This is a genomic window from Nostocoides sp., from assembly GCF_037045025.1.
In the GTDB taxonomy this organism is placed as follows: domain Bacteria; phylum Actinomycetota; class Actinomycetes; order Actinomycetales; family Dermatophilaceae; genus Nostocoides_A.
In genome coordinates, this window is the sequence record NZ_JBAOHM010000013.1 from 165,638 (window position 1) to 191,679 (window position 26,042).

A 26,042-nucleotide genomic window follows, 5' to 3' on the forward strand; every position below is an offset into this window, starting at 1 on the left:
CCCGGCCGATCGGCCGGGGCAGCACGCGGGGGAGGCGGGACGGGTTGGGCCTCTACTGCGCGTCGACTGCCGTGGTGCGGTCTGCGTGTGCGGCTGCCTGAGCCTCCAATTGCATAGCGTCGAGGGCATGCTCGCCGCGATAGGTCTTGTGCAAGGCATAGACGGCAAGACCGGAGATCAACAAAACCACGCCATAGACCTGATAGACGTTGGGCGGCGTCAGGCCACGGTTGAGCATGAACGCCGCGATATTGGGCGCGAGGAAGGCCACCGCCCGGCCACAGCCCATCATCAGCCCGACCGCGCTGGCGCGAATCGCCGTCGGATAGATTGGCGGGCTGATCGCGTAGTAGGCCGCGATGCCGCCATTGGCGGCCAACCCGATGAGCACCGCGAGCACGAAGACCATCGACGTCTGCTTGAAGAAGAACGCGAACAGGAAGAACGCGATCGTCCCGAAGAACATTGTCATCGCGGTCACCAGCCGCGGATGCCAGCGGGTGGCCAGGGCGGCGAACAACAGCGCGCCAGCGACGCCGCCGGCCGCCACGAGGGCTTGCGCAGTGATGCCGATATCGGTGTTGCCGGTCGACTCGGCGACCAGCTTCGCGGTGAAGCTGTTCGCGAAATAGAAGGCGGCGGTGAGCAGAGCGTAGGAGAACCAGAGCAGCAGGGTGCGCTGGAGCATGATGCCTTGCCACATGTCCTTCGCCAGCGACGGACGCAAGGCAGCCGATGTCGGCTCCGGCAACGCAGCGGCGGGGGGAACACCGAGGTGGCGGCCGATCTTGTTGTACGCCTCTAAAGCGCCGGCCGGACGCTTCTCCACGAGATAACCGACCGACTCCGGCAGCCACAGGATCACGGTGACGAGCATGATCGTGGTCATGCCGGCGGAGAACAGGAAGGGACCGTGCCAGTCGAAGTTGCGGATCAGCCAGATGGACAAGAACCCGCCGACAGCGGCGCCGAGTGGGAAGCCGATGCCGTAAACACCCATGACGGCGCCGCGGCGGCGGTCGGATGCATACTCGGCCACCAGGACGTTGATGCTCGGCACGATGCCGCCGAGGAAGAGCCCCGCCAGGAACCGGAAGACGAGAAAGAGGCTGAAGCTCGGTGCCAGACCGCTCGCGACCATCCCGATGATGATCGCGATGAGGGAGCCGATGATGTGCTTGCGGCGACCGATCCGGTCGGCCATTGGGCCGAGGATGGCGGCGCCGATCCCCATGCCGAGTGTCCCGATAGAGGCAACCAGACCAGCTTGGGAAGTGGTCAGACCCCACTCCTTGGTCAAGGTCGGGAGAGTGAAGGCGGCGATGAGAATCTCATAGCCGTCGATGACGGTGAGCAGGATGCAGATGACGACGACTCGCCACTGGAATCCCGTCATCTCGTTACGCCGGATGGCATCCCTGAGTTCCATATGGCTCCTTTCTCGGATGCGCCCGACCTCCTGAGGGCGGGCTGTTAGGGCAAGGGGTTACGGTGCCGTGTGCGCGGCCGCCGCGCTTAGCTCGGCCAGCGCGTCCGTCATGTAGTCGGCCAGGACCCACAGGTCCGGGGTAAGGTCGGGACAACCGATGAAACCGAAATTGATCCGGTCCCGGTAGCTCTGCAGGGTGATGTTCAGGCCGATGCCCGGGGTGAGGAAGGCGACCGGCCAGTAGCCGGCCATCTCCCGCCCGCAGAGGCGGAGGGTCTTTGCCGGGCCGCGGACGTTGGAAATCACGACATTCCAGGGCCCGGCCGGGAACCAGTCGGGTCCGTGCGCCATGAGTTTGACGGACACATTCCAAAACGTCTGCGGCACATAGGCCATGACATCGCGCAGGAGGTGCGTCGGGGTCGCGTCGAAGTTGGCCTTGGCCGCGGCCAGCTCGGTGTGCACGGCCCGGATCCGTTCCGCAGGATCGGCTAGGTGCGTGGGGAACTCGGCAAAGAACATGCTGACGTGATTGGCCCAGCGCAGCGCGCTCTCCTCCGAGCGCAGCGCCGCGGGGACGCACACGACCAGAGGCTGCTCAGGGACGCTCCCGAAGTCGGCCATGAAGCGACGAACGGCCCCGGCGCACACGGCAACGACGGCGTCGTTGAGGGTGGCGTCGAAGGCCTTGCCCGCCGCCTTGACCTCACCCAGCGGCAGATCGGCGAAGGCATAGGTCCGGCGCGAGGTGATCGTCCCATTGAATGGCGTCGGGACACTGGCCGACTTGGGCACCAGCGGCTGGACGTCCGCCTTGCCCCGCCGTCGGCGCAGGGCGTTCAGCGGCTTGTTCACGACCGGTGCGATCTGGCCGGGCACCATCCTGCCAACGAAGGACGGCAAGGCTAGCAGTGCGCCGTCATCCCCGCGTTGGTTGATGAGGTGTTTGACGGTCTTGACGTGGATGCGCGCGAGGTCGACGGGGGTGCGGAGGCGGTCGACTACGCCGCGCGCTGCCGCCACCGGGGCGGCGCCAATGGACGGTGACGAACCACTGCGGGCGTCATCGGGATGGGCCGGCGTGGTCGGCTCATCCGAGAGCAGGTCGAGAACGAGCGGCACGGTCGCGCCGTCGACGGCGCTGTGGTGCAGACGGATCAGGTGAGCGATCCGATCGCCCTGAAGGCCGCGAATGATGTAGTACTCCCAGGGCGCCTGGGTGATATCGACGCTGGTCTCCTGGATCTGTGCCGCGAAGGCCGCCAGGTCGTGGTCACTTCCGTCACCCGGTAGGGCTACTTCGTGCACATGGCTTGCCACGTCGAGGTTTGGGTTTTCGACCCAGTGCTGGTTGTTGATTCCGAGTTTGGACGAGACATGTTTCCAGCGCAGCGGCGGGATCGCATCCAGACGCTCGGTGATCCGCTGGATAACTTGTTCACGCCCGCCGGCACCGGGATCATTGCTTGGCTCAAATATCATCAAGCCGGCCATGGTTCCGTGGGTTGTCTCTGCCTGGTCGACGCTGAGGAACATCCCGTCAAGGCCGGAAAGCCGCCGCATCTACTGGTATCCTCTCGTGCCGAACTAGGCTTTGGACTCGACGTCGAGTAGTTCGCGCTTGAGGATCTTCCCGGTAGGACCCTTGGGGAGTTCGCTCAAGAAAGTGACGGTCCGGGGGTACTTGTATGCCGCCACCCGTGCCTTGACGAACTCGATGATCTCCTCGGGACTTGGGTCGAATCCAGGTTTGAGCGCGACGAAGGCGGCAACCTCCTCGCCGAGCCGATCGTTGGGCTTTCCGATGACCGCTGCTTCGCTGACCGCCGGGTGCTGATAAAGCACCTCCTCGATCTCGCGTGGGTAGACGTTGTATCCGCCCCGAATGATCAATTCCTTCTTGCGGTCGACGACGAAAAAGAAGCCGTCCTCATCCTCGTAGCCGAGGTCGCCGCTGTGCAGCCAGCCGCCGGTGAACGCTTCTGCCGTGGCCTGGTCGTTGTGGAGGTAGCCACCCATCTCATTGTGGCCGCGGATGACGATCTCGCCGACATGGTCCTTTCCTCTTGGCAGGCGATTGCCGTCGTCATCCCAGATCTGCACCTCGGTGCCCCAGATCGGCTTGCCGATGCTGTACGCGCGCCTGTCCCCAGGGACATTCGCCGTCGCGAGCGGGCCGCTCTCGGTCAGTCCATACATCTCGGTGATCGACACTTGGAGTGCCTTCTCGATCTCATCGAGCAGCTCGGCGGCGATCGCCGCGCCGGCCGACCCACAGGCCAGCAGCGTCGAGGTGTCATAGGAGGTCCGCTCCGGGTGATGAAGGAGCGCGTGATACATCGTCGGCACGCCGTGCAATACCGTGGCTTTGTCGGATTGGATGACCTCTAGAACACGCGTCGGGTCGAACTTGGCCAGCAAGCGGACGGCGCCACCGCCGAGCACGGTGGCGTTGAGAATTCCGGACAGGCCGAGGGCGTGGAAGAGCGGCATGACGGCGATCGTGACCGTGTTTCCGTCGAGATTGAATGACGTTCGGTGGGCATCGGCGTTCATGTAGAGCTGGAAGTGAGTCAGCTTGACGCCCTTGGGCTTTCCAGTCGTCCCGGAGGTATAAAGCAGGACAGCGATATCCGTGGGCTCGGTCGCGGCAAACGGGTCGGGACCGGAGTCCTCGCCGGCAAGCAAATCGGAGAACGGCCGTGCGCCCTCGGGAAGATCCCCCTCCCCGCGCACATACAGGTGGTTGGCACCTGCCGCCGTCAGGCCTTTATGGGCCTCGTCGGCGCAGCTTACGTCCGTGATCAGGAAATCGGCGCCGGCGAGTTGGAGGAAGTATTCGATCTCCGGTCCCTTGTTGAGGGTATTCATCGGAATCATGAAGCCGCCCGCCTTGATGATCCCATAGAAGGCGACGAGGAACTCGGGCACATTGGGCAGTTGAAGGCCGACCGCTCCGCCCCGCTGCAGGCCCTCGGCGAGCAAGTTTCGGGCAACCCGGTCGGACTGCTTATCGAGTTCGCGATAGGTGAGTTCTCCACCATCGAAGATCACCGCCACGTGGTCCGGAGTCCGACGCGCGGCTTCGCGGACGATAACCGAAAGGTTGAAGCTCATGCTGTTGCTCCTCATGATGACGTCGGCACATGCAACCCGCGCGGCGCCTCGCACCCGATGGCCGGGAGTTGCTAGGGGCGAACCTAGCCGCATGCCCGGCTCACGAGGAATGACGCCAGCGGAGTATTCCACTGTGAGGAATGGAAGATGCGCCGCTTCGATGGGCTTGCCAATCTGAGCCCGATGTCTCTTCATGCCAACGTCGTGCGACCCGCGGGGTGGATGGCAGCGCGCTCTGCCAAGCTGCTCGGGCCCCTGGAGCCGCACCGGGTGATGCTGGAGGCGGCCGCCTTGGCCGCCACCTTGCCCGGACTGCTGACCGCGCCCACTGCGGGCGACGGGCATCCCGTGCTGGTCGTCCCGGGAGTCAGCGGCGGGGCGGGGTGGTGCGCGGCCCTGCGCGCCTACCTTCGCCACCTTGGCCACAACGTCCACCAGCCGGCGGCGTGGGCGACCAAAGGGCGTCCGCGCACGGTCGTCCACCGCCTCGTCGATCAGGTGGCTGAGCTGAGCCGCGTCCACGGTGACGACGTCAGCATTATCGGCTGGAGCGTCGGCGGCGCGCTCGTGCGTCAAGCCGCGCTGTTGTCCCCCGAACCGCTTCGCCGGGTGATCACGCTGGGCGCACCGGTATCCGGCTTGTGGTACCGGGATGTTTTCGGAACGGGGGCCCGGGCGATGCCGGTCCCCACGTCGGCGATCTATTCCAAGACCGACCCCGTCTTCCACTGGCGCACGTGCGCCCAATACCGAAGCCCCCGATGCGAGGACATCGTCATCCCGTCCAGCCATATGGGCATGGCCACCAATGTGTACGCCTATCACGCCATCGCCGATCGGTTGGCGCAACCGGCCGGGTCGTGGACGCTCTATCGGCCCCCGCGCAATCTGCCGGTCCGAGCCACCCCCGCCCGTGGGCGAGTCCGGTGACCGGCGCGGGCACGCACACCCCGCCGCGCCGCACCCTCGAACAGTCGCTGGACTGGGTGGCCGAGGGGAGCGAGTTGCTGCTGGCATCCGTTGAGAGCCTCGCCGATCGGCGGCTCGAGGGCCCCAGCGGGTTGCCGGGGTGGTCCCGCACCCATGTGATCGCGCACGTCTGCGGGAATGCCGAGGCTCTCGCGCGGCTGGCCGAATGGGCCGCGAGCGGGATCCCGACGCCGATGTACGGCTCGTCCGACAAGCGGGCGGCAGACATCGCGGCCGGCGCCGCGTTGGCGCCGGAGGCGCTGCGATCGTGGGCCGTCAGTTCCGCTCAGGCGCTTGCCCGCAAACTGGCCGAATTGACGCCCACGGCGTGGCAGAGCGTCGTCACGGCGACGCCGGGGCGCACCCTGCCGGCAACCGACATCCCGTGGATCCGGGCGCGGGAGGTCTTGGTCCACGCGGTCGACCTGGGAACCGGGCTCGGCTTCCGGGACCTGCCCCGCGATTTCCTGATTGCCCTGCTCGATGACGTCGTTGCCAAACGCTCGGCGGGCGCGGATGGCCCTGCCCTCTCGCTGGCGATCAGCGACGTCGGCGAGCACCGCCTGATCCTCGGGACTGGCGAGATGCGCCGCGTCAGCGCCGGGCTGGCGCCCATGGTGGGATGGCTCACCGGTAGGTCCGCTGGACGGGTTCGGATGGCGAGCGGCGCTCCGGCGCCGGCCTTGCCCCCTTGGATGTAGCTAGATCGGACGAAGGAGATCGAGATGGAATCTGCTGACCGGGTTGATGTCGTCGTGGTCGGCGGCGGTATCGGCGGGCTGAGCAATGCGGTGGCGCTGACTCGCAAGGGACTGCGTGTGCGGGTCCTGGAGCAGGCACCCGAGTTCGGTGAGGTCGGTGCGGGGCTGCAAATCGCCCCGAACTGCACGCGCATCCTCAATCACTGGGAGTTGCTCGACGAGGTCAAGTCCCTCGGCGTCCAGCCCGACAACATGATCATGTTCGACGCGATGGACGGGCACGAATTGACCCGAATCGACCTGCGGGACGCCGAGGAGCGCTACGGCTTCCCCTACATGGTCATCCACCGCAGCGATCTGCACGCGACCTTGCTGCGCGCGGCGCAGCGGCTTGGCGTCGACCTGGTCACCGATGCGCGGTGTGTGGGCTACGAGAACGGCGAGGGCGGTGCGACGGCGGTCTTTGCCGATGGGCGCCGCGAGAGCGCCGAAGTCGTCATCGCCGCCGATGGCATGCACTCGGTTGCCCGGCCGATGGTGGTTACAGACGAGCCGGTCAGCTCGGCATACGTCGCCTATCGCGGCGCCGTCCCGATCGACCTCGCCCGGACCAATGACATCCACGAGGATGCCGTCGTCGTCTATGTTGGTCCGGCGCGGCACTTCGTTCAGTATCCCCTGCGCAGCGGCGAGATGTTCAACCAGGTCGCTGTCTTCCAGTCGCCCAAGGCCCTTGCCGGAGAGGAGGATTGGGGCACTCCGGACGAGATGGACGCCGCTTTCGACGGCTCGTGCGAGCAGGTCATTCGGGGTCTGCCGCTGATGTGGCGCGATCGTTGGTGGCGGATGTTCGATCGCGACCCGATCGACAACTGGCTCGCCGGCCGGGTCGTCCTGAGCGGCGACGCCGCTCATCCGCCGCTGCAATACATGGCGCAGGGCGCGATCATGGCGATGGAGGATTCCTACGTGCTCTCCGAGCACGTAGGAAACCAGCAGTTCACCCGCGCCGGCGAAGGCCGCCAGGCGGGCGAGGCGACGGGCATCGACTGGGAGACGGCGCTCGCGGCATACAACGCCGTGCGGCCCCCGCACTGCCGTCGCGTCCTGTCCACCGGGCGGGTCTGGGGGGAGCTGTGGCACGTCGACGGCGAGAAGCGCGAGATCCGCAACGCGTTGTTCGAGAAGCGGGACACCTACGACTACTCGTTCGTCGATTGGATCTGGGGTCCGACCGCGCTGGTGCCGGCGGACGAGCCGCCGCTCTACACCCCGATCCCCGTGGAATGGTCGTCGGTGCCGTCCGAGTGAGGCCTAGGGCCCCTCTGCCCAGGGGGTGACTATGCGCCGGTAGTCACGATCTTGGCGAGCAGGGCAATCAGTTGGCGGCGCTCCGGCGCCGACAGCGCACCGATAGTCTCGTTCGTCGCCTGTATGGCGGCGTCCTGGGCGCCGGCCAGATGCGCGCGGCCGCTCTCGGTCAAGGCGATCAGGCGCGTGCGGCGGTCGCGCGGGTCCGGCGAGCGGCTGATGAGTTTGGCCGCTTCCAACTCATCAATGAGATTGACGACATTGCTGGGGTCCAGGCCGAGGTTGGTGCTGATCTCGCGCTGGGACAGCGCCGCCCGGTCCACCAACCGCATCAGCGTCAGGTGCCGAGCACGCAGGCGATGCGGCTCGAGGGCTCCGTTAGCGGCCCGCACGACCATCCCGGAGGTGCGTGCCAAGAGGAAGCCGAGGTCCTCCGTCAAGACCGCCGGCAGGACGCCTGGATGTGACATGCTCACCACCATAGCCTCTTCCAATTGTGGTATCTTGCAATTAAGGTAAAGCACAAGTACTCAATATTCGAGGAGGAAGTGGGATGGACCTCACCGGGAAGGTCGCCATCGTCACCGGAAGTGGCCGTGGCCTTGGCTTGGCCTACGCCAAGCGATTGGCCGCGGCCGGGGCCGCCGTCATCGTCAACGATGTGGACGCAGCGGTGGCCGAGCAGGCCGCCGAGGAGCTGCGCGCCGCCGGGGGCAAGGCCGTCGCCGTCGCCGCCGCGGTGGGCTCGAGCGAGGCCGCCCAGCAGCTGGTCAACGCCGCCAAGGACAGCTTCGGGCGCCTCGATGTGCTCGTCGCCAACGCCGGCGTGCTGCGCGACAAGGTGCTGTGGAAGATGACCGACGAGGACTTCGACACGGTCATCGGCGTGCACCTGCGCGGCACCTTCACCACAGCCCGCGCCGCCGTGGTCGCGATGAAGGAGCAGGGCGAAGGCGGCCGGCTCATCCTGATCGGGTCCCCAGCCGGGCAGTACGGCAATTTCGGGCAGACGAACTACGCCGCGGCCAAGGCGGGCATCATCGGTTTCACCAAGGTCTGGGCGATGGAGCTGTCCCGAGACAAGATCACGGTCAACGCCGTCGTCCCGGTGGCGGCAACCGCGATGACCGCCACGGTCCCCTTCCTCAAGCCGTATGTCGAGGCCCTCGAGGCCGGAGAACCATTGCCGCAGTTCGCCCGCCGCGAGCTGGCGTTCGGCACGCCCGAGGATGTCGCGGGCCTGGTCGCCTTCCTCGCCTCCGACGCCGCCGCCGATGTCACCGGCCAAGCCATCGGTGTCGGCGGCGACCGCCTGTCGCTCTATGCCCACACCGACCAAATCGTCAAGGAGTACTCGGAGGGCGGGTGGAGCGAGGACGAGATCGCCGCGATCTGGCCGACCGCTTTCGCTCCGCACCTGCAATCGGTCGGGGAGAAGCTGCCGACCCCTCCTGAGAAGTGAGCAAACCAGTGAGTATCGACCTCGACAAGGTCGTCGCCATCGACACGCACGTGCACTGCGAAATCGACGACCAGGGTCACGCTGCCTTGCCCCAAGAGTTCCTCGACGCCTCGGCCAAGTACTTCAAGGCGGGCACCCGCACGCCGACGATCGCCGAGATCGGCGAGCGTTATCGCGCGCTCAATCTCGCCGCCGTCATCTTCACGGTCGATGCCGAGAGGAAGCTCGGGCACAAGCGGGTGGCCAATGCCGACGTCGTCGCCAGTGCGGCCGAGTTCCCGGATGTCTTCATCCCGTTCGCGAGCGTCGACCCGCACAAGGGCGAGGAGGGCGTGGCCGAGCTGCGCGAGCTGATTGCTTCCGGGTCGGTCAGCGGGCTCAAGCTGCACCCCAGCGTCCAGGAGTTCGCCCCCAATGACGGCACGGCATACGGCCTGTATGACGTGCTCGCCGAGCACCGCCTGCCCGTGGTCTTCCACACGGGGCAGACCGGCATCGGTGCCGGCATGCCGGGTGGTGGCGGCATCAAGCTGCGCTACTCGCAACCGATGCTCGTGGACGACGTCTGCGCTGACTTCCCGGACCTCACGGTGATCATGGCTCATCCGTCGATCCCGTGGCAGGATGAAGCGATCTCGATCGCGACCCACAAGCCGAACGCCTATATCGACTTGTCCGGGTGGTCGCCGAAGTACTTCCCGCCGCAACTGATTCGGGCGATGAACGGCATCCTGCGGAGCAAGGTTCTCTTTGCCACCGACTTCCCCGTGATCGACCCGGAGCGGTGGCTGAGTGACTTCGAGAGCATCGATCTGAAAGACGGCGTGTTCGAACTCGTCATGAAAGACAACGCCGCGCGCATCCTGCACCTGAAAGGCGAGTCCGCATGACGACCACCGTTGCCCTGACCGACCTGGCGAGCTTGATCGGCCAGGAGTTGCCACCCAGCGAATGGTTGACGATCGACCAGGCGCGGATCAACGGCTTCGCCACCGCGACCGACGACCAGCAATGGATCCACTGCGACCCCGACCGGGCCAAGGGCGGTCCGTTCGGGACGACGATCGCCCACGGCTATCTCACGCTGTCGCTGGTCATCCCGCTCTTCGGCGACCAGCTTGACGTCACCGGGGTCACGACCAAACTGAACTACGGCCTCAACAAGGTTCGCTTCCCCTCCCCAGTGCCGGTCGACTCACGCGTGCGCCTGGTGTCGACGATCCGCGAGGTTGAGGAACTGGCCGGCAATGGTTACCAGCTGACCTTCGACGCCGTCGTCGAGGTCGAGGGGCAGGGCAAGCCCGCCTGCGTCGCCCAGCCCGTTTTCCGGTTCTACGCCTAGGGGGTTTCGCTCGTGAGCCACTACAAGTCCTCGCGCCAGCACACCGAGTTCCTGCTCTTCGACGTCATGCGGGACGAGACCGTGCACGCCCGCACCTTCCCGGACTTCGACGAACACACCGCGCGCGATATTCTCGCCGGCGCTCAGGAGTTCGCCGAGACTCATCTGGCGCCGAGCTTTGGCGCGGGTGATCGCGAAGGACTCAAGCTCGATCCGGCCACCGGCGTGGTCACGCTGCCGGCGGACTTGAACAAGGCCCTGCGAGAGCACCTGGCGTCGGACTGGTTGCGGCTCGATTTGCCGCCGGACATGACCGGCCACCATGTGCCGCCCTCGCTGCGGTGGGCGGCAACGGAATTCATCCTCGGCGCCAACCCGGCCGTGGCGATGTGCACGCAGTTGGTGCCGCTGGTGGTCGGGGTGTTGCGCGACAACGGCACCGCCGAACAACGCCGGCTCGCCGAACTCATCGTCGAGAAGGGCTGGACGGTCACGATGGTGTTGACCGAGCCGGAAGCCGGCTCGGATGTCGGCGCCGCTCGCGCACGCGCCATCCCGCAGGACGATGGCACCTGGCACATCGAAGGGACCAAGCGGTTCATCACCTGGGCCGCCCACGACGCCACCGAGAACGTCATCCACATGGTGCTCGCCCGGCCGCAAGGTGTCGAGGGCGTGGGAGGGCCCGGCACCAAGGGACTGTCGCTCTTCGTCGTGCCGGAGCACACCTTTGACCCCGAGACCGGCGAGATCACCGGTCGCAACGGCGCCTACGTTCGGGCGCTGGAAAAGAAGATGGGGATCACCGGCACACCCACGTGCGATCTCGTTTTCGGTGACGACCACCCCGCCGTCGCGACCCTGCTCGGTGACGTCCACGACGGCATCAGGCAGATGTTCGAGATCATCACCTATGTCCGCATGATGGTCGGCGCCAAGACCGCCGCAGCCATGTCCACGGGATATCTCAACGCCCGTGACTACGCCGAAGAGCGGGTCCAGGGCCGGGCCCTGGTCGGCCTGGAGTCGATCGGGGAGCCGATCGAGATCATCGATCACCCCGACGTGCGCCGCTCGATCCTCACCCAGCGCGCGTATGCCGAGGGCTCGCGAGCGCTCGTGCTCTATACGGCCACCCAACTCGACCGGGTCGAGTCGGCCCGGGCACACGGCGAGCGCGACAAGGCCGCCGAGGACCGCCACCGGATGCTGCTGCCGATCGTCAAGACCTGGTGCGCCGAGAAGGGTTTCCAGATCCTCGCGCAGGAGTCGCTGCAGACCTTCGGCGGTGCGGGATACACCCGCGAGACCCCGCTGGAGCAATACGTCCGGGACACCAAGATCGACTCCATCTACGAGGGCACGACGGGGATCCAGGCGATGGATCTGCTGGTTCGGCGCATCGTTCGCGACCGGGGAGCGACCTTGGGGTTGCTGCTGGACGAGGTGGAGAAGTCGGCGCACAACGACCTGATCGAGCGGGACTTCCACGTGGAGGCCGAGCTGCTCCAAGACGCCGTCGCGGCCTTGCGCGATTATGTCCAATTGTCGCTGGACCGCGCCGACTCCGAGCCGGTGCTCGCCGCTTTGGGCGCCACCCGGTTACTGCTCGCGATCGGCGACGTCGTGGTGGCCTGGCTGCTGCTGCGCAGCGCGGAGGTGGCGCACGAGCTGCTCAAGACGGAGGAGGACGAAAAGATGGCGGGCGAGCTGAACAAACGCATCGCCGGTGCCGTCTGGTTTGCTCGCCAGGTGATGCCGCGGGTGCGCACCGACTATGTCTGCGCCGTCTCGCTGAGCACCGAGGCCATGGATCTCTCTCGGGACCACCTCTGAGCGCGGGGGGCCCGCTCCGTCGTGTCCGCGGACTTGGGATGTCGTGTCGCACCTAGAGAGCGTGGACAACGCGCTCAAACTCATCCTCATCCTGTCGCAGGGCCGGCGACTCACCGTGACCGAGGCGGCCCGGGAACTGCAGATCGCGCCGTCGACGGCGCATCGACTGTTGCGTACCCTCGTGCACCGGCACTTCGCCCAGCAGGCGGGTGACCGCAGCTACGGGATGGGGCCGGCGCTGGCGTCGATGCGCGGAACCCGGCGCATCCACACTCGCCTGCTCGATCTGGCCGAGCCGCAACTGGTGCAGCTGACCGAGCGCACCAAGGAGACCTCCCACCTGGCGATTCTCGTCAATCGTGAGATCCGTTTCCTGGCCAGCGTGGAGTCTCATGAAGTGTTGCGCATCGGTTCGCGCGCCGGCGAGGTTTTGGGCGCCCACGTCACGGCGGCCGGCAGAGTGCTGCTGGCCGACCTCGCCGAAGGCGAACTCGAACTCCTCTATCCGCGCGCGGGGCTCCTCGAGCTGAATCTTGCTCCCGACCGGATCGCGGCGCTCCACAAGGACATTGCCCTCGTGCGCCGGCGTGGGTATGCCGTCAACAAAGGCCAGAGCGAGCGCGGGCTCAGTGCCGTCGCGATGGCAATTCGTCGCCGCGACGGGCGCGCACTGGCCGCGCTGACGGTGTCCATGCCGACCGTGCGCTATTCCAGCGCGAAGGTCGAAGTGACCATCGAGGCCTTACGGGCTGCCTGCCTCAGCCTCGCCGGCGACCTAGCGAACTGAGCCGGCTACTCGGTCGACAGATCGTCCCGCAACTGGAACTTGAGCACCTTGCCCGTGGGATTGCGCGGCAACTCATCGACGACGAAGAGCTTCTGCGGCAGCTTGTAGCGGGCGAGCGACTCGTTCGCGAACTCCCGGAGCTCGGCCAGGGTCAGCGTCGCGCCTGGGTGTAGGGCGACGACGGCGGTCACCGCCTCGCCCCACTTCTCGTCGGGGAGGCCGATGACGGCGGCCTCGGACACAGCGGGGTGGCCGAAGAGCACATTCTCGACTTCGGCGGGATAGACGTTTTCGCCCCCGCTGATAACCATGTCCTTGACCCGGTCAACGATCGAGATGATCCCGTCATCGTCGTATTGGCCGACATCCCCGGTGTGGAACCAGCCACCTGGATCGAACGCGGCGGCCGTGGCCTCCGGGCGATTCCAGTAGCCCGTGGTGATATTCGGCCCCTTGAGCAGGATCTCGCCGCGCTCGAATGGTGCGGTGACTTCCCGGGTGCCGTCCATGAGCTTGGCCTCGATGTACAGCGGCGGCTGGCCGGCAGCGCCAAGCTTGGACAGGGCGTATTCGGCCACCAGGAAGATCGCGGCCGGCGCGGTCTCGGTCAGCCCGTAGCCCTGGAGAACTCCGATGCCGCGGTCGGCGAAGATGCGCAGCAGCGGCTCAGGGGCGGGCGCGCCACCGCATACGGCCATGCGAACGGTGGACAGGTCGGCGTCGGCGAAGCCGGGAAGCTGGCTGATCGCGATAAACATCGCGGGGACCCCGAAGAGCGTCTTGATCCGATACTTCTGGATGTCGTCCAAGGTCGCCTGGGCATCGAAGGAGCGGTGCAGGACGACATGTCCGCCGCGCATCCAGGTGATACCGATCATGAAGTTGAGGCCAGCGATGTGGAAGAGGGGGGAGAAGGCCAAGGTGACGTCGTCGGCACTGATGTCGATCCAGCTCAACAAGGCGATGTCGCTCCACCAGAGATTCTCGTGGCTGAGCATCACCCCCTTGGGGGTCCCGGTCGTCCCCGAGGTATACATGATGACCGAAAGTTCTTCGGGGCGAACGACATCGGGAGAATCGAGGCGCCCGTTTGCGGTGATGAGTTTCTCGTATGACGCCCACCCCTCGGGCCGCTGCGCGCCTTCGTCCACGCCGATGTAGTGCCGGACGTTGACCTGTTCGCGGATCGCGTCGATGCCCGCCATCTGCGCAGACCCGGCGACGACGGTGTGGATGCCCGCGTCCTCAATGATGAACGCGAGTTCGGGGCCGGCGAGGCGGAAGTTGAGCGGGACGTAGATCGCACCCAGGCGGGAGCAGGCGACCCAGGTTTCCAGTGACGCCGGCTGGTTGAAGCCGATGAAGGCCACCCTGTCGCCGTGCTTGACGCCGGAAGCGCGCAGTGCCGCAGCGAGCCGGTCGATCCGCTCGAGCAGTTCGCCGAAGGTCCACGTCGTGCCCTCGAAGGTCAGCGCCGGCCGCCTCGGGGAGCGGGCGGCGCGGCCGGAGAACCAGCCGCCCAGCGTGATGTCGGGGCTGCTCATGAGGAAGTCCTTCGTGCTCGCTGGCTGGTTGCTCGGGGTCGGCGGGCGCGGGGAGCGGGTGTCGTCCGCTCGGTCTCACGCCGCGGCACCAAGGGGGTCGGCGCGCTTGCCTTGACCGCCGCGACCGTCTCGGCGAGGACCTCGCCGAGGGCGTCAACGAGCGGCTGGAGGTCTCCGGCCTGTTCCGGTGCACCGACGATCCCGAAACAGATCCGGTCGGTGTAGCTCTGCAAGGTGATATTGATCCCTCCACCGATCGACAAGAACGACGCCGGCCAGTAACCCTTGACGCGCAGGCCGTCGACATGGTTCGGCTTCGACGGGCCTTTGACGTTGGACACCACAACATTCCAGGTGCCCCGCGACCAGTTGCCCGGCAGCTTCACGAACGCTTTGACCATGAGGTTGAACGTGGGCGGCGGGATGAACTTGAACATCTCGCGCAGATGGACGGTCGGCATCGCATCGAAGCTGCCCTTGGACAGCTTCACCGCCTCGCTCGACTTGCGCACCCGCTCGACGGGGTTTTCGATGTCGACCGGGAAGGGCGCGAAGATCATGTGCACGAAGTTCGCCCACTGGATCTTCTCGTCGGGCTGGCGGATGGAGACCGGCACACAGACGATCAGCGGTTCGTCGGTGGAGATGCCGCGTTGGGTCATGTAACGGCGCAAGGCCCCGGCGCACACGCCCAACACCATGTCGTTGATCGAGGCGCCGATGAGCTTGCCGCTGTCCTTGAAATCCGCGAGCGGCAGGTCGGCGAAGACGAATGTGCGCTGCGCGGTGACGCGGCGGTTGAATGGGGTCTTGGGCGCGACCAGACGCGGCACGTAGGGCACGATCTCGGGCGTGCCCCGCTTGCGGAGCATCGGATTGAAGGCGGCCTGGATGGGTTTGGCGGCCTTGCCGGGCAACATGATCCGGGTCGGACCGAGCAAGGCCCCGACGACGCCTTGCTCCTTGACTGCCTTGACCATCCAGCCGGCCATCTTGGCGCTGAAGAGGGTCCAGTCGACCGGCCGCTTTGCCACGCCAACGGCCTCGCGGACGAGCATCTCCGGCGTGCCGAACCTGGGCTCGGGGAAGCCTGGCTCATCCTCCTTGACGAGCGGCATCGTGGGCTCGTCCTGCAGCGCGTCCCACAAGCGGGGCATCGAGCCGCCGTCGACCACGAGGTGGTGGACCCGCAGGAGGTGGGCGACCGATCCGTCCTCCAGTCCTTCGATCACGATGTAGTCCCACGGGGGACCTGACATGTCGAGGTCGGTGCTCATCAGCCGGCTGACCTCGCGGGCCAGCTGGTCGTGCGTGCCCGGTGCCGGCAGAGTGAGCGTGCGGACGTGCTTGGTCAGATCGACCCGCTTGGCCCGGCCGAGCCAGTCGTGGTCCATCCGCAGTGGAGCCTTTTTGACCTCGCGGTAGAGCGGGGGCAGGTAGTCGATGCGTTCCGCGATTCGCTCACGCATGAAGCCGGCATCCGCTGCTCGCCGCCCGTCCTGCGGCGGGTCATAGAGAACCAGCCCGCCCAGAACGCCGTTGGTGGTCTCGCTGTCCAGTGAACTGAACATGCGATCGAGCGTCGTGAGCTTCTGCATCCGCAACCTCATCGTCGAAGGAACGCCGTGGCCGTTGAGGTCGTGCCACGAGCTTTGGGCGCCGAAGGGTCACCTTAGCGAGCAGGCGTCGGCCGTGGCTACGGCATGCCGCTCAGCGGAAAACACCGTGACCTCGGCCTGCGCCGGCGCGCCGCTCACCCCCAGGAGGGGTAGTCCTCGTCGTCGGCGACGAGGCCGTCCGCGCGGTCGTTCAGTTCGTAGGCTCCCTTGCCGTCGATCGACTCGCGGATGATGTCGGCGTGGCCGGTGTGGCGCGCAACTTCGGCGATCAGGTGGTGCAGCACCCACCGCGACTGCCAGCCGGTCAGGTCCTCGGGATACCACGGCGCCTTCGGCGTGGGAACGATCGCGTCGAGATCGGCGGCCGCGACGATGCCGGCCAGCTCATCGACCGCGGCATCGAACTCGGCGAGGAGATCGGTCAGCGTCTCGGACGGATCGACCGTGTAGTCGCCGCCGTCAGTCTCGGCGCCCGCCTCCGACGGGAACTCTGGCGCGGCGGCCACACTGCGTCCCCAGTCACGGGCGACCTGCCCCAGGTGGCGCAGCAGCGACGCCAGGGAAAAGGCGCTGGCGGTCGGGGTGAGGTGGATCTGCTCGTCGCTTAGGCCATAGACGGTCGTCCGTGCCTGCGCGAATTGCTGCCTGAGGAAGGCCGTGATGACCTCGCGCTCGCCGGTGCCATTCGGGGTCAGGAAGGACATCCATACTCCTTGGTCGTCGCTGTTGTGGTGCCCTCAGCCTCGCATGCCTTCCGGTCACTTCCTGATCTCTCATCAGGATTCGACGTGGTCCAGGGCGCATTCTCGCGCGCAGGGCGGGACTGGAACCGCGACGGCATACGGACACCTCTTGGCAGCAGCGCGGGGATGTGTTTGAGTAGCTCCGTGACCTCCGCGAGCATCATTATCGACTAGCGCAACGAGCCCCCTCGTTGCGCTGACCTCCCGGCTCGGGAGGTTTTTTGTTGCCCCGGCGCACACCACAACCACCGATCCCGAAGGCGAACGAAGCGATGACCGACCTGCATGTCTACGACACCACGCTGCGTGACGGCGCGCAGCAAGAGGGGCTCAACCTCTCGGTGATGGACAAGCTCGCCATTGCGGCGCAGCTCGACGAGCTCGGCGTCGGCTTCATCGAGGGCGGCTGGCCGGGCGCCAACCCCAAGGACACCGAGTTCTTCCGGCGCGCCCAGAGCGAACTCCACCTGAAGAACGCGACTCTGGCGGCCTTCGGTGCCACCCGGCGCGCCGGCGGCCAGGCGCACAGCGACCCGCTCGTGCGTGCGCTCGTCGACTCCGGAGCCCCGGTCGTGACGTTGGTCGCCAAGAGCCACGTCGGTCACGTCGAGCGGGCCCTGCGGACCACGTTGGCCGAGAACCTCGAGATGATCCGCGACACGGTCACCTTCCTGCGCGGCGAGGGGCGACGGGTCTTCCTCGACGCGGAGCACTTCTTCGACGGCTACCGGACCGACCGGGCATACGCCCTTGAGGCCGTGCGCGCTGCCGCGGAGTCCGGCGCCGAGGTCGTTGCGCTGTGCGACACCAACGGTGGCATGCTGCCCTCCGAGGTCGCCGACGTCGTCGGTGAGGTCCTGGCGGGCACCTCGGCCCGCGTCGGCATCCACTGCCACAACGACACCGGCTGCGCGGTCGCCAACTCGATGGCCGCGGTCGATGCGGGCGCCACGCACGTCCAAGGCACGATCAATGGGTATGGCGAGCGCACCGGCAACGCCAACCTGGTCACCGTGGTCGCCAACCTGCAGATCAAGCAGGGCCGGGAGCTGATCGACTCCCACCGCCTCGCCGAGGCTACGCGGATCTCGCACGCGATCAGCGAGATCACCAATGTCGCGCCATACAGCCGCCAGCCCTACACCGGCTCGAGCGCCTTTGCGCACAAGGCCGGCTTGCACGCCAGCGCGATCAAGGTCGACCCCGATCTCTATCAGCACACCGACCCCAAGGCGGTCGGCAACGACATGCGGATGTTGGTCTCCGACATGGCCGGCCGGGCCTCGATCGAACTGAAGAGCCGCGAACTCGGGCTCGGCCTCGACGGCGCCAACGAGGAGGACGCCGCCAAGGTCGCGAGCGTGCTGGCGACGGTCAAGGACCTGGAGTTGCGCGGCTACACCTTCGACGCCGCCGACGCGAGCTTCGAGTTGCTGCTGCGGCGCGAGCTGAACGGCGGCCTCCCGGAGTATTTCGAGGTCGAGTCGTGGCGGGTGATCACCGACGCTCGCGGCGAGGACGAGGCCCTCTCGGAGGCGACCGTCAAGGTCCGCGCCGCGGGGGAGCGGATCGTCAAGACCGGCGAGGGCAACGGTCCGGTCAACGCCCTCGACCAGGCGCTGCGCGGGGCCCTCGCGCACGCCTACCCCGAGATCGGCCACCTGGAGCTGGTCGACTACAAGGTCCGCATCCTCGACACCGAGCACGGCACCGACGCGATCACCCGCGTGCTGATCGAGACGAGCGACGGTTCGACGACGTGGTCGACGATCGGCGTCGCCGCCAACATTCTCGAAGCCAGCTGGGACGCCCTGCTCGAATCGGTCACCTATGGGCTGATCCGGGCCGGCGTCGAGTCCCGCACCTGAGCCCGATGAGAGTCCCGGCGCGCGGGGACGCATCGCCGGGCCCGCCGACCAATCGTGTTCTGCCGCCCGGGGTATTCGCCCTTGACGTTGACGAGCTGGCGCAGGGTGCGCCGGATCTCGACGAGATCCGCCGCGTCCGCTATCACCTGATCGATGTCCTTGTATGCCGCGGGGATCTCGTCGATGAAGCTCGCCGTGTCGCGGAACTCGATGCCCGTCATCGCCGCGCGCAACTAGTCGATCGTGAAGGTTCGCCGGGCCGAGGAGCGCGAATGCACCCGGCCGGCGCCGTGCGGTGCCGACATCAGCGCACGCGGGTTGCCCAGTCCGGCAACGACATACGACGCCGTGCCCATCGATCCGGGGATCAGTCCGGGCTCACCGGGCCGTGCCGAGATGGCGCCCTTGCGGGAGAGCCAGACCGTCTTGCCGTAGTGCTTCTCCTGCTCGGTGTAGTTGTGGTGGCAGTTGATCTCCCCCTGCCGCTCCACCTCGACGCCGATCCAGCCGGCGACGCACGCGATGAGCCGGTCCATCATCTCCTCGCGGTTGAGCAGGGCATAGGTCTGCGCCCACCGCATCTGGCGGACATCGGCCCAGAACTCGTCGGTACCCTCGGCGAGGTAGGCAAGATCCTTGTCCGGCAACGGGATCAGCCATTGCGCACACAACCGCCGCGCGACCTCGATGTGGTGCTGGGCGATCTTGTTGCCGACGCCGCGCGAGCCCGAGTGCAGGAACAGCCAGATCTGGCCGGTCTCGTCACGGGTGATCTCGATGAAGTGGTTCCCGGATCCGAGCGTGCCCGGCTGCAGCGGCCAATGCCGGAGGTAGGCCGCCGGGTCGAACTGCGCGTCGGCCGCCGCCTCGGTCAGCTTGACCGCGATCATCCCGCACCCGATGTCGACGCCGACGGCGGCCGGGATGATCGCGCCGAGGGTGGGGATGACCGACCCGACGGGCGCTCCCTTGCCCAGGTGGGCATCCGGCATCAGCGCCACATGCGGATGAATGAACGGCAGCGACGCGGTCGCCTCCGCCTGAGCCCGCGTTCCCGGGTCGAGGATGCTCGCCCAGTTCAGCAGGGTGGGCTGCAGCTGCTCCATGGTGTTTTGCCTTCTCGTGACCCGCGCATGAGTGCGGTTACCGGCACGGTGCCGAGCCGGTTCACTGTAGTCGCTGCCGGGTCCCGGCCGCCCGTGATTTCCTGCGACTACCGACTTTGGTCGGGGGCCCGGTCGGGCGGGCATAGACCGCTGGCCGACGCGCCGGCAGCCGCGGACACGGTGCACTGGGGTGACCAACACACCGGAGGAGGAGATTCGCGGTGGGCCAAGCGGTGCAGGAGTGGACGCTCGATGTCGGCGGGAGCATCCATACAGTCACCACCCGGGAGACGTCGTGGACCAAACGGGAGATCGTCTGGCGCCGTGACGGCGCGCTTGTTGCCGAGAAGGAGTCGAGCGAGGAGAAGGTCGTGCTCACCCCGCACGGGCGGGCGGGCGAGGGGGCCGGGGCGATGCGACTGATCTTCTCCGGTCTTGGCGCGCCGCGCCGCGCGGTGTGGTTCGAGGGCGAGAACGCCGCGGGCGCAGCGCATCTGGGTGTTGGGGGAGTCGACCTCGAGCCGGTCACCGGCTCGCCGCTCGCCCTCCGTGATGAGCGGATGGCTCGCCGCCCGCGCCTGTATGCCGCCCGCCACGTCGCCGCGGGCGTCGCCAAGGTTGTGCTGCCGATCATCGGCGTCTGGCTGCTGGCTCAGCTGGCCGGCCTGCTGCCGGACGTCTCGCTCAATGTGCCGTCGATTCCCTGGCCGGACTGGGACCTCCCGTCGATTCCGTGGCCGGAAATCACCCTGCCCTCGATCCCGTGGCTCGATTGGGATCTGCCCGGCTGGGTGCGGTGGATCCTCGACCACGCCAAGTATGTCGTCCCGATCCTCATTGGTATCGGCTTGGCGCGCAGCGAAATCCGCCGCCGCGCCGCCCAGCCGGCCAAGCGCGAGGAACTGCGCGGTCGCGGCGCTGATGAGCGGCGCGAACCGGACAGGGGCTGAGGTTAGAGCGCGGACTCGGCCCTGGTGATTGACTCAAGGAGACGCTCCCGCAACGCATTCGACCGTTCGGCGAAGACCCGCTGCGCGCTCGCATAGGTCAGCTTGCCCGCCGCGGTCTCGATCTCCACCGGTGCCAGACCCAACGCGCTCAGGTCGTAGGGCGAGGCGCGCATGTCGAGGATCCGGATCTCGCGCGCCAGCTCGAACGCGTCGAGGGTCAACTCGCTTGGCGTCAGTGGCGACAGCTTGTGCGCCCACTTGTAGACATCCATGCCGGCGTGCAGACAGCCCGGCTGCTCGTTGGTGACCTGCTCGCCGCGCGTTGGCTGGATCGTGTTGCGGGAGAGTGCTTCCGGGGTGAAGAACCGAAAGGCGTCGAAATGGCTGCAGCGGATGGTGTGGCTCTCGACGACGTCATTGGTCTCGCTCGGCGACAACCGCAGCGGGTATGCCGCGTGCCGGATCTCTTCGGGCGCAAGCCGATAGACCATGGCCCATTCGTGCAGACCGAAACATCCGGTGAATGCGGGACGATCGAGGGTCGCCTGCAGCAGGGACCGGACGAAGCCCATCGCTTCGCCGCGCCGGGCGACGAGACCGTGGACATCCAGCAGCACGCCGCCGTCGGCGCGGGTGAGGTATCCCGGCCACCGCGCCCGCTCCTCGCCGCTGGCGTCCTCCAGGACGACCCCCGCTCCGGGATGCCAGCGCCGCAGCTTGCCAGGGGTGAAGTTGTAGTACTCGAAGAGGAAGTCCTCGACCGGATGTTTGGCGCCCGTGCCTCGTCGGGCCCGGCGGCCGGCGGTCAATTCATCCGCGCGCAGGACGTGTTCGGCCTGGACCGCGAGCCACCGCCGTCGGCTGATGTGGACCTCCTGCACTCCCTAACGCTATGCCTTCCTGTCGCGGCGGCCCCCGAGGACAAGCCCCCGGTCCCGACTCGAAGATGACTGGCGGCCGGTCTTCAGCCTAGTCCTCAGGCGCCGAACTCAGCGACACCCTCGACGTAGGGTGACGGGCATGCGGATCGTGCGCTTCTCGACCGGGGAGAACCCGGCATACGGCGTGTTGGAGGACTCCGGGCGGGTGATCGCCGAGATCGTCGGGGACCCGCTCTATTAGGGAGTGCAGTTCACCGGGCAGCGGGTGCCGATCGACGACGCGCGGCTGCTGGCGCCGGTCATCCCGCGCAGCAAGATCATCGGGATCGGCCGCAACTATGCCGACCATGCGGCCGAGTTCGGCAACGAGGTGCCGGCCGCGCCGATGGCGTTCATCCTGCCCAATACGGCCGTGATCGGCCCGGACGACCCGGTGGTCATCCCGCCGTTTGCCAAGGAGGTGGACTACGAAGGTGAGTTGGCCGTCGTCATCGGCCGGATCGCCAAGGACGTGCCCAAGGAGCGTTGGCGGGAGGTCGTTTTCGGCTACACCTGCGCCAACGACGTCTCGGCCCGCGACCTGCAGCGCGGGGACGGGCAGTGGGCCCGCGCCAAGGGCATGGACACCTTCTGCCCCCTGGGGCCGGCCATCGAGACCGACCTCGACCCGTCGGACCTGCGGCTGATCACTCGGCGCGACGGCGAGGTCGTCCAGGACGCCACCACGGCTGACCTGATCTTCGACATTCCGGCGCTGATCGAGTTCCTCTCTGCCGCGTTCACGCTGCTACCCGGCGACGTCATCCTCACCGGCACCCCGGCGGGCGTCGGCCCGGTCGATCACGGCAGCCGGGTGGAGGTCGAGATCGAGGGCATCGGCATACTGGCCAATCCGTTTGTGCTGCGTGGGTGACCGCGCGTCCCTAGACTGAGCGGCACTATGAGCAAGCACAACCTCGGCCCGGTCCGCCTCCGCGTGGCGCCGTCGCCCACCGGCGACCCGCATGTCGGCACCGCCTATATGGCGCTGTTCAATCTGGCGTTCGCGCGCCAGCAGGGCGGTCAGTTCCTGCTGCGCATTGAGGACACCGACCGGGCGCGCTTCCGGGAGGGCAGCGAGCAGCAGGTGTTCGACACCCTGCACTGGCTCGGGCTGACGTGGGACGAGGGCCCCGATGTGGGCGGCCCGGTCGGCCCCTATCGGCAGTCGGAGCGGCTGGCGACCTACCGCCCCTACGTCGAGAAGCTGCTCGCCGCGGGCCACGCCTACAAGTGCTGGTGCAGCCCGCAGCGATTGCAACAGATGCGCGAGGAGCAACAGCGCGCCAAGCAGGCCACCGGCTATGACCGGCTGTGCTACGGCAAGACCGAGGAGGAGCGGCGGCAGCTGCCGGGCTTCAGCGAGACCCCAGTCGTGCGGATGCTCATCCCCGACGACGTCGAGTTGGAGTTCAACGACCTGATCCGCGGCCGGGTCAACGCGCCCCGCCCCGACGACCAGGTGATCCTCAAGGCCGACGGCTTCCCGACCTATCACCTGGCCGTCGTCGTCGACGACCACGAGATGCAGGTGACCCATGTCGTGCGCGGGGAGGAGTGGATCTCCTCCACGCCCAAACACATCCTGCTTTATCGCTGGCTCGGGCTGGATCTGCCGAAGTTCGCCCATATGCCGGTGCTGCGCAACGTCGACAAGTCCAAGATCTCCAAGCGCAAGAACCCCGAGGCGCGACTGACCTGGTTCGTTGAGCAGGGCTATGTCCCCGAGGCGATCGTCAACTTCCTTGCGCTGCTTGCCTATCCGCCGGCCAAGGACGCCGAGGGCAATGACCTGGAGAAGTTCACCTTCGCCGAGTTCTCCCGAGACTTCGCGTGGGACAAGGTCAATCCGATCGGCCCGATGTTTGACCTGAAAAAGCTGGACTGGCTCAACGGTGTCTATATCCGCGACCTCGAGCTCAGTGACTTCACCTCGCGGCTGCTGCCCTATCTGGAGCGGGAGGGTGTCCTGTCGGGCAACCCGTCCCTCGGCGAGTTGGGCCGGCTGAAGGACATCGCGGCGCTCATCCAGACGCGGATCGTGCTGCTTAAGGACGCGGTGCCGCTCGTGCAGCCCTTCTTCGTCGGCGACGACATGCTCGAGATCGCCGAGGACGCGCGGCGCGACCTCGGCCCAAACGCGGCGCACGTCCTCAGCGCCGCCATCGACGTGCTCGGCGACATCGACGACCACCTGGCCAGCCTCACCGAGCCAAGCGCGTGGAACGTCGCCCGGATCGAGGCGGCCCTACGCGCCGAACTCGTCGAGAAGCTGGGGCTCAAGGCGCGCGCGGCGTTCGGGCCGCTGCGCACCGCCGTCTCGGGCGCCAAGGTCTCGCCGCCGCTCTTTGAGTCGATGGCGATCCTCGGCAAGACCTCGACCCTGGCCCGGCTGCACGCGCTGCGCGACTCGCTCTGACGCGTGCCAGTCGGTATGCCGCCGGCGGCGCCTATCCAGGGCGTGCTGCTCGACCTGGACGACACCCTGATCGACACGCGGACGGCCATGCACGCCGCCGGGACGTATGCCGCGGGCCGGCTCTGGCCGGGCGCGTCCCCCGAGCGGCTGGCCCGCTCGGGAGAACGCTTCCGCGCCGACCCCGGCCGGCACTTCGGCGCGTTCACCCGCGGCGAGGTGGACTTTGCCGAGATGCGCCGCCGCCGGATCGCCGAACTCGCGGCCTGGCTCGGCCAGGCCGAGGTGAGCGGGCAGCGGGAGGCGTTCGAAGCGGCATACGAGCCGGAGTTCACGGCCGGGCTGCGGGTCTTTAACGATGTGGCCGCCTGCCTCGCGGCGCTGGCGAACTGTCGGCTACCGGTGGGGGTGCTGACCAATTCCGGCGCCGACTACACCCAACGCAAGCTCGCCGAGACCGGGTTGGCCCCGCTGCTGGGCACAATCTGCACGCGAGACACCCTCGGCATTGGCAAGCCCGATCCGCGGGCCTTCCATGAGGCCTGCCGACAACTCGGGACGGCGCCGGCGCAGACCCTCTATGTCGGGGACGAGTGGCTGCCGGACGCGCTCGGCGCGGCGGACGCTGGGCTGATCGCGGCCTGGCTGGTGCGCGATCCGGACACGCTCGATGACCCGAGCCGGGAGCGGGCTGCCGGGCGCGGCATACCGATCCTGCCCGATCTGTTGGCGGTGCCGGCGCTGGCGGGTTGCGCGAGCGATTTGGGAGCCCGCGGGAGCGGCCGGTAGTATCACCCTTCGGTTCGTCGCCCGCGCGTGCTCCGGCACGAAGGGGCTCCGATACCCCTTGGGGTATAGTGTAATTGGCAACACTAGTGATTCTGGTTCACTCATTCTAGGTTCGAGTCCTGGTACCCCAGCTCACGCCCCTGGCGTGATTCGGTGGCAACCCGCTGCGTCGAGTATGGTTGCTCCCCGGTGCCCGCCCGTGGCGAGCACCCAGCACGGCCCCGTTGTGTAGCGGTCTAGCACGCCGCCCTCTCAAGGCGGTAGCGCGGGTTCGAACCCCGTCGGGGCTACGCACCTCGCTTCGGCCCCCTGCCTCGCGCAGGGGGCCTTTGCTGTGGCCGGGTGCGCGCTGCTACTCGGCCTGGGCCTTGGCCGCAGCCTCCTGCGCGGCAGCGTGGCGGGCGAGCACCTCGGTCAGCTTGTTGGCGCCGGCGATCACGGTCGCGGCGTGCAGCCGGCCGGGCTGGCGGGAGAGCCGCTCGATTGGGCCGGAGATCGAGACGGCGGCGATGACTCGACCCGAAGGAGAGCGCACCGGCGCCGAGACCGAGGCGACGCCGGCCTCGCGCTCGCCAACGCTTTGTGCCCAGCCGCGGCGGCGCACCCCGGACAACGTCGTCGCGTTGAACGCCGCGCCCTGCAGCCCGCGGTGCAGCCGGTCCGGCTCCTCCCAAGCAAGGAGCACTTGGGCGGCCGACCCGGCAAGCATCGTCATCGTCGCGCCGACGGGGATCGAGTCGCGCAGACCCACCGGCCGCTCGGCGGCCGACACACAGACCCGGTGATCGCCTTGGCGGCGGAAGAGCTGTGCGCTCTCGTTGGTGTGGTCGCGCAGGGCGCCGAGAACCGGCCCGGCGGCGGCGAGCAGCCGGTCCTCGCCGGCGGAGGCCGCCAGCTCGGCCAGGCGCGGACCGAGGACGAAGCGGCCCTGCAAATCGCGCGTGACGAGCCGGTGATGCTCGAGCGCGACGGCCAGCCGGTGGGCCGTGGGCCGGGCCAGGCCGGTGGCCGTCACCAACTGCGCGAGAGTCGACGGGCCCGCTTCGAGCGCGCTCAACACGACGGCTGCCTTGTCGAGGACACCGACCCCACTAGAACTGTCCATGGATTGATATTGCCGTCTCATTGCCTGA

The 26,042-nt window shown here is 67.4% G+C and carries 21 protein-coding genes, 2 tRNA genes and 2 pseudogenes; 15 read left to right on the top strand and 10 right to left on the bottom strand.

The annotated features are described in order from the left end of the window. Positions 1 to 52: 52 nt before the first annotated feature. From V9G19_RS16560 to V9G19_RS16570, 3 genes are read right to left on the bottom strand one after another with little or no spacing between them, the layout of a single operon-like run. Positions 53 to 1,429 carry an MFS transporter gene (locus tag V9G19_RS16560; protein ID WP_462286538.1) on the bottom strand — a complete coding sequence of 459 codons (1,377 nt, stop codon included), beginning with the start codon at positions 1,427 to 1,429 and terminating at the stop codon, positions 53 to 55. A gap of 57 nt (positions 1,430 to 1,486) precedes the next feature. Then, a complete protein-coding gene (locus V9G19_RS16565; RefSeq protein WP_462286539.1) occupies positions 1,487 to 2,992 on the bottom strand; it encodes a wax ester/triacylglycerol synthase family O-acyltransferase in 1,506 nt (501 codons plus the stop codon). Positions 2,993 to 3,016: 24 nt separating this feature from the next. Next, a complete protein-coding gene (locus V9G19_RS16570; RefSeq protein ID WP_462286540.1) occupies positions 3,017 to 4,546 on the bottom strand; it encodes a long-chain-fatty-acid--CoA ligase in 1,530 nt (509 codons plus the stop codon). Positions 4,547 to 4,693: 147 nt separating this feature from the next. Here V9G19_RS16570 and V9G19_RS16575 point away from each other — a divergent pair, with 147 nt between their 5' ends. From V9G19_RS16575 to V9G19_RS16585, 3 genes are read left to right on the top strand one after another with little or no spacing between them, the layout of a single operon-like run. Then, entirely contained in the window at positions 4,694 to 5,476 is a 783-nt protein-coding gene (locus V9G19_RS16575) for an esterase/lipase family protein (RefSeq protein WP_462286541.1), read from the top strand. Further along, a complete protein-coding gene (locus V9G19_RS16580; protein ID WP_462286542.1) occupies positions 5,473 to 6,216 on the top strand; it encodes a maleylpyruvate isomerase family mycothiol-dependent enzyme in 744 nt (247 codons plus the stop codon). The genes V9G19_RS16575 and V9G19_RS16580 overlap by 4 nt, the downstream gene beginning before the upstream one ends. A 24-nt stretch (positions 6,217 to 6,240) precedes the next feature. Next, positions 6,241 to 7,527, top strand: coding sequence for an FAD-dependent oxidoreductase (locus V9G19_RS16585; RefSeq protein ID WP_462286543.1), 1,287 nt, complete (start codon positions 6,241 to 6,243; stop codon positions 7,525 to 7,527). A 29-nt stretch (positions 7,528 to 7,556) separates the two neighbouring features. On the opposite strand, the gene V9G19_RS16590 is transcribed toward V9G19_RS16585, so the two are convergent. Next, the gene (locus V9G19_RS16590; RefSeq protein WP_462286544.1) at positions 7,557 to 7,967 is read right to left on the bottom strand and encodes a MarR family winged helix-turn-helix transcriptional regulator; all 411 of its coding nucleotides are present in this window, start codon (positions 7,965 to 7,967) and stop codon (positions 7,557 to 7,559) included. A gap of 113 nt (positions 7,968 to 8,080) precedes the next feature. On the opposite strand from V9G19_RS16590, the gene V9G19_RS16595 reads away from it, so the two are divergent. The 5 genes from V9G19_RS16595 to V9G19_RS16615 are packed head-to-tail and all read left to right on the top strand — an operon-like array spanning position 8,081 to position 12,954. After that, positions 8,081 to 8,989 carry an SDR family oxidoreductase gene (locus V9G19_RS16595; RefSeq protein WP_462286545.1) on the top strand — a complete coding sequence of 303 codons (909 nt, stop codon included), beginning with the start codon at positions 8,081 to 8,083 and terminating at the stop codon, positions 8,987 to 8,989. Positions 8,990 to 8,997: 8 nt separating this feature from the next. Beyond that, a complete protein-coding gene (locus V9G19_RS16600) occupies positions 8,998 to 9,879 on the top strand; it encodes an amidohydrolase family protein (protein WP_462286546.1) in 882 nt (293 codons plus the stop codon). Next, a complete protein-coding gene (locus tag V9G19_RS16605) occupies positions 9,876 to 10,331 on the top strand; it encodes a MaoC family dehydratase (RefSeq protein ID WP_462286547.1) in 456 nt (151 codons plus the stop codon). Before V9G19_RS16600 ends, V9G19_RS16605 begins: the two co-directional genes overlap by 4 nt. A 12-nt stretch (positions 10,332 to 10,343) precedes the next feature. Further along, positions 10,344 to 12,167, top strand: a complete 1,824-nt coding sequence (locus tag V9G19_RS16610) for an acyl-CoA dehydrogenase (RefSeq protein ID WP_462286548.1) — start codon at positions 10,344 to 10,346, stop codon at positions 12,165 to 12,167. A gap of 43 nt (positions 12,168 to 12,210) precedes the next feature. After that, positions 12,211 to 12,954, top strand: a complete 744-nt coding sequence (locus tag V9G19_RS16615; RefSeq protein WP_462286549.1) for an IclR family transcriptional regulator — start codon at positions 12,211 to 12,213, stop codon at positions 12,952 to 12,954. A gap of 5 nt (positions 12,955 to 12,959) precedes the next feature. Here V9G19_RS16615 and V9G19_RS16620 read toward each other — a convergent pair whose 3' ends face one another. The 3 genes from V9G19_RS16620 to V9G19_RS16630 all read right to left on the bottom strand — a co-directional run bounded on the left by V9G19_RS16620 (position 12,960) and on the right by V9G19_RS16630 (position 16,821). Continuing rightward, positions 12,960 to 14,498, bottom strand: coding sequence for an acyl-CoA synthetase (locus tag V9G19_RS16620; protein ID WP_462286550.1), 1,539 nt, complete (start codon positions 14,496 to 14,498; stop codon positions 12,960 to 12,962). Further along, positions 14,495 to 16,096 carry a wax ester/triacylglycerol synthase domain-containing protein gene (locus V9G19_RS16625; protein WP_462286551.1) on the bottom strand — a complete coding sequence of 534 codons (1,602 nt, stop codon included), beginning with the start codon at positions 16,094 to 16,096 and terminating at the stop codon, positions 14,495 to 14,497. Before V9G19_RS16625 ends, V9G19_RS16620 begins: the two co-directional genes overlap by 4 nt. A gap of 155 nt (positions 16,097 to 16,251) precedes the next feature. After that, positions 16,252 to 16,821, bottom strand: coding sequence for a DinB family protein (locus tag V9G19_RS16630; protein ID WP_462286552.1), 570 nt, complete (start codon positions 16,819 to 16,821; stop codon positions 16,252 to 16,254). Positions 16,822 to 17,132: 311 nt separating this feature from the next. Here V9G19_RS16630 and cimA point away from each other — a divergent pair, with 311 nt between their 5' ends. Continuing rightward, a complete protein-coding gene (gene cimA, locus V9G19_RS16635; protein WP_462286553.1) occupies positions 17,133 to 18,728 on the top strand; it encodes a citramalate synthase in 1,596 nt (531 codons plus the stop codon). Here cimA and V9G19_RS16640 read toward each other — a convergent pair. Beyond that, a pseudogene (locus V9G19_RS16640) lies at positions 18,689 to 19,834 on the bottom strand (RtcB family protein). The gene cimA and the pseudogene V9G19_RS16640 sit on opposite strands and share 40 nt — an antisense overlap. A gap of 221 nt (positions 19,835 to 20,055) precedes the next feature. Between V9G19_RS16640 and V9G19_RS16645 the strand changes: the two are divergent. Further along, a complete protein-coding gene (locus V9G19_RS16645) occupies positions 20,056 to 20,784 on the top strand; it encodes a hypothetical protein (protein ID WP_462286554.1) in 729 nt (242 codons plus the stop codon). Positions 20,785 to 20,786: 2 nt separating this feature from the next. Here the strand turns inward: V9G19_RS16645 and V9G19_RS16650 are convergent, their stop codons facing one another. Further along, entirely contained in the window at positions 20,787 to 21,665 is an 879-nt protein-coding gene (locus V9G19_RS16650) for a 3-methyladenine DNA glycosylase (RefSeq protein ID WP_462286555.1), read from the bottom strand. 139 nt (positions 21,666 to 21,804) lie between these two features. On the opposite strand from V9G19_RS16650, the pseudogene V9G19_RS16655 reads away from it, so the two are divergent. From V9G19_RS16655 to V9G19_RS16675, 5 genes and pseudogenes are all read left to right on the top strand, one after another. Continuing rightward, a pseudogene (locus V9G19_RS16655) lies at positions 21,805 to 22,578 on the top strand (fumarylacetoacetate hydrolase family protein). 27 nt (positions 22,579 to 22,605) lie between these two features. Beyond that, the gene (gene gltX / locus V9G19_RS16660; protein ID WP_462286556.1) at positions 22,606 to 24,123 is read left to right on the top strand and encodes a glutamate--tRNA ligase; all 1,518 of its coding nucleotides are present in this window, start codon (positions 22,606 to 22,608) and stop codon (positions 24,121 to 24,123) included. A 42-nt stretch (positions 24,124 to 24,165) separates the two neighbouring features. Next, positions 24,166 to 24,909, top strand: coding sequence for an HAD family hydrolase (locus V9G19_RS16665; RefSeq protein ID WP_462286557.1), 744 nt, complete (start codon positions 24,166 to 24,168; stop codon positions 24,907 to 24,909). A gap of 59 nt (positions 24,910 to 24,968) precedes the next feature. Further along, a tRNA-Gln gene (locus tag V9G19_RS16670) sits at positions 24,969 to 25,040 on the top strand. Positions 25,041 to 25,126: 86 nt separating this feature from the next. Next, positions 25,127 to 25,199 (top strand) — tRNA-Glu (locus V9G19_RS16675). Positions 25,200 to 25,261: 62 nt separating this feature from the next. On the opposite strand, the gene V9G19_RS16680 is transcribed toward V9G19_RS16675, so the two are convergent. Then, positions 25,262 to 26,014 (bottom strand): IclR family transcriptional regulator, encoded by a 753-nt coding sequence (locus tag V9G19_RS16680; protein ID WP_462286558.1) that lies wholly within the window; start codon positions 26,012 to 26,014, stop codon positions 25,262 to 25,264. Positions 26,015 to 26,042: the final 28 nt, after the last annotated feature.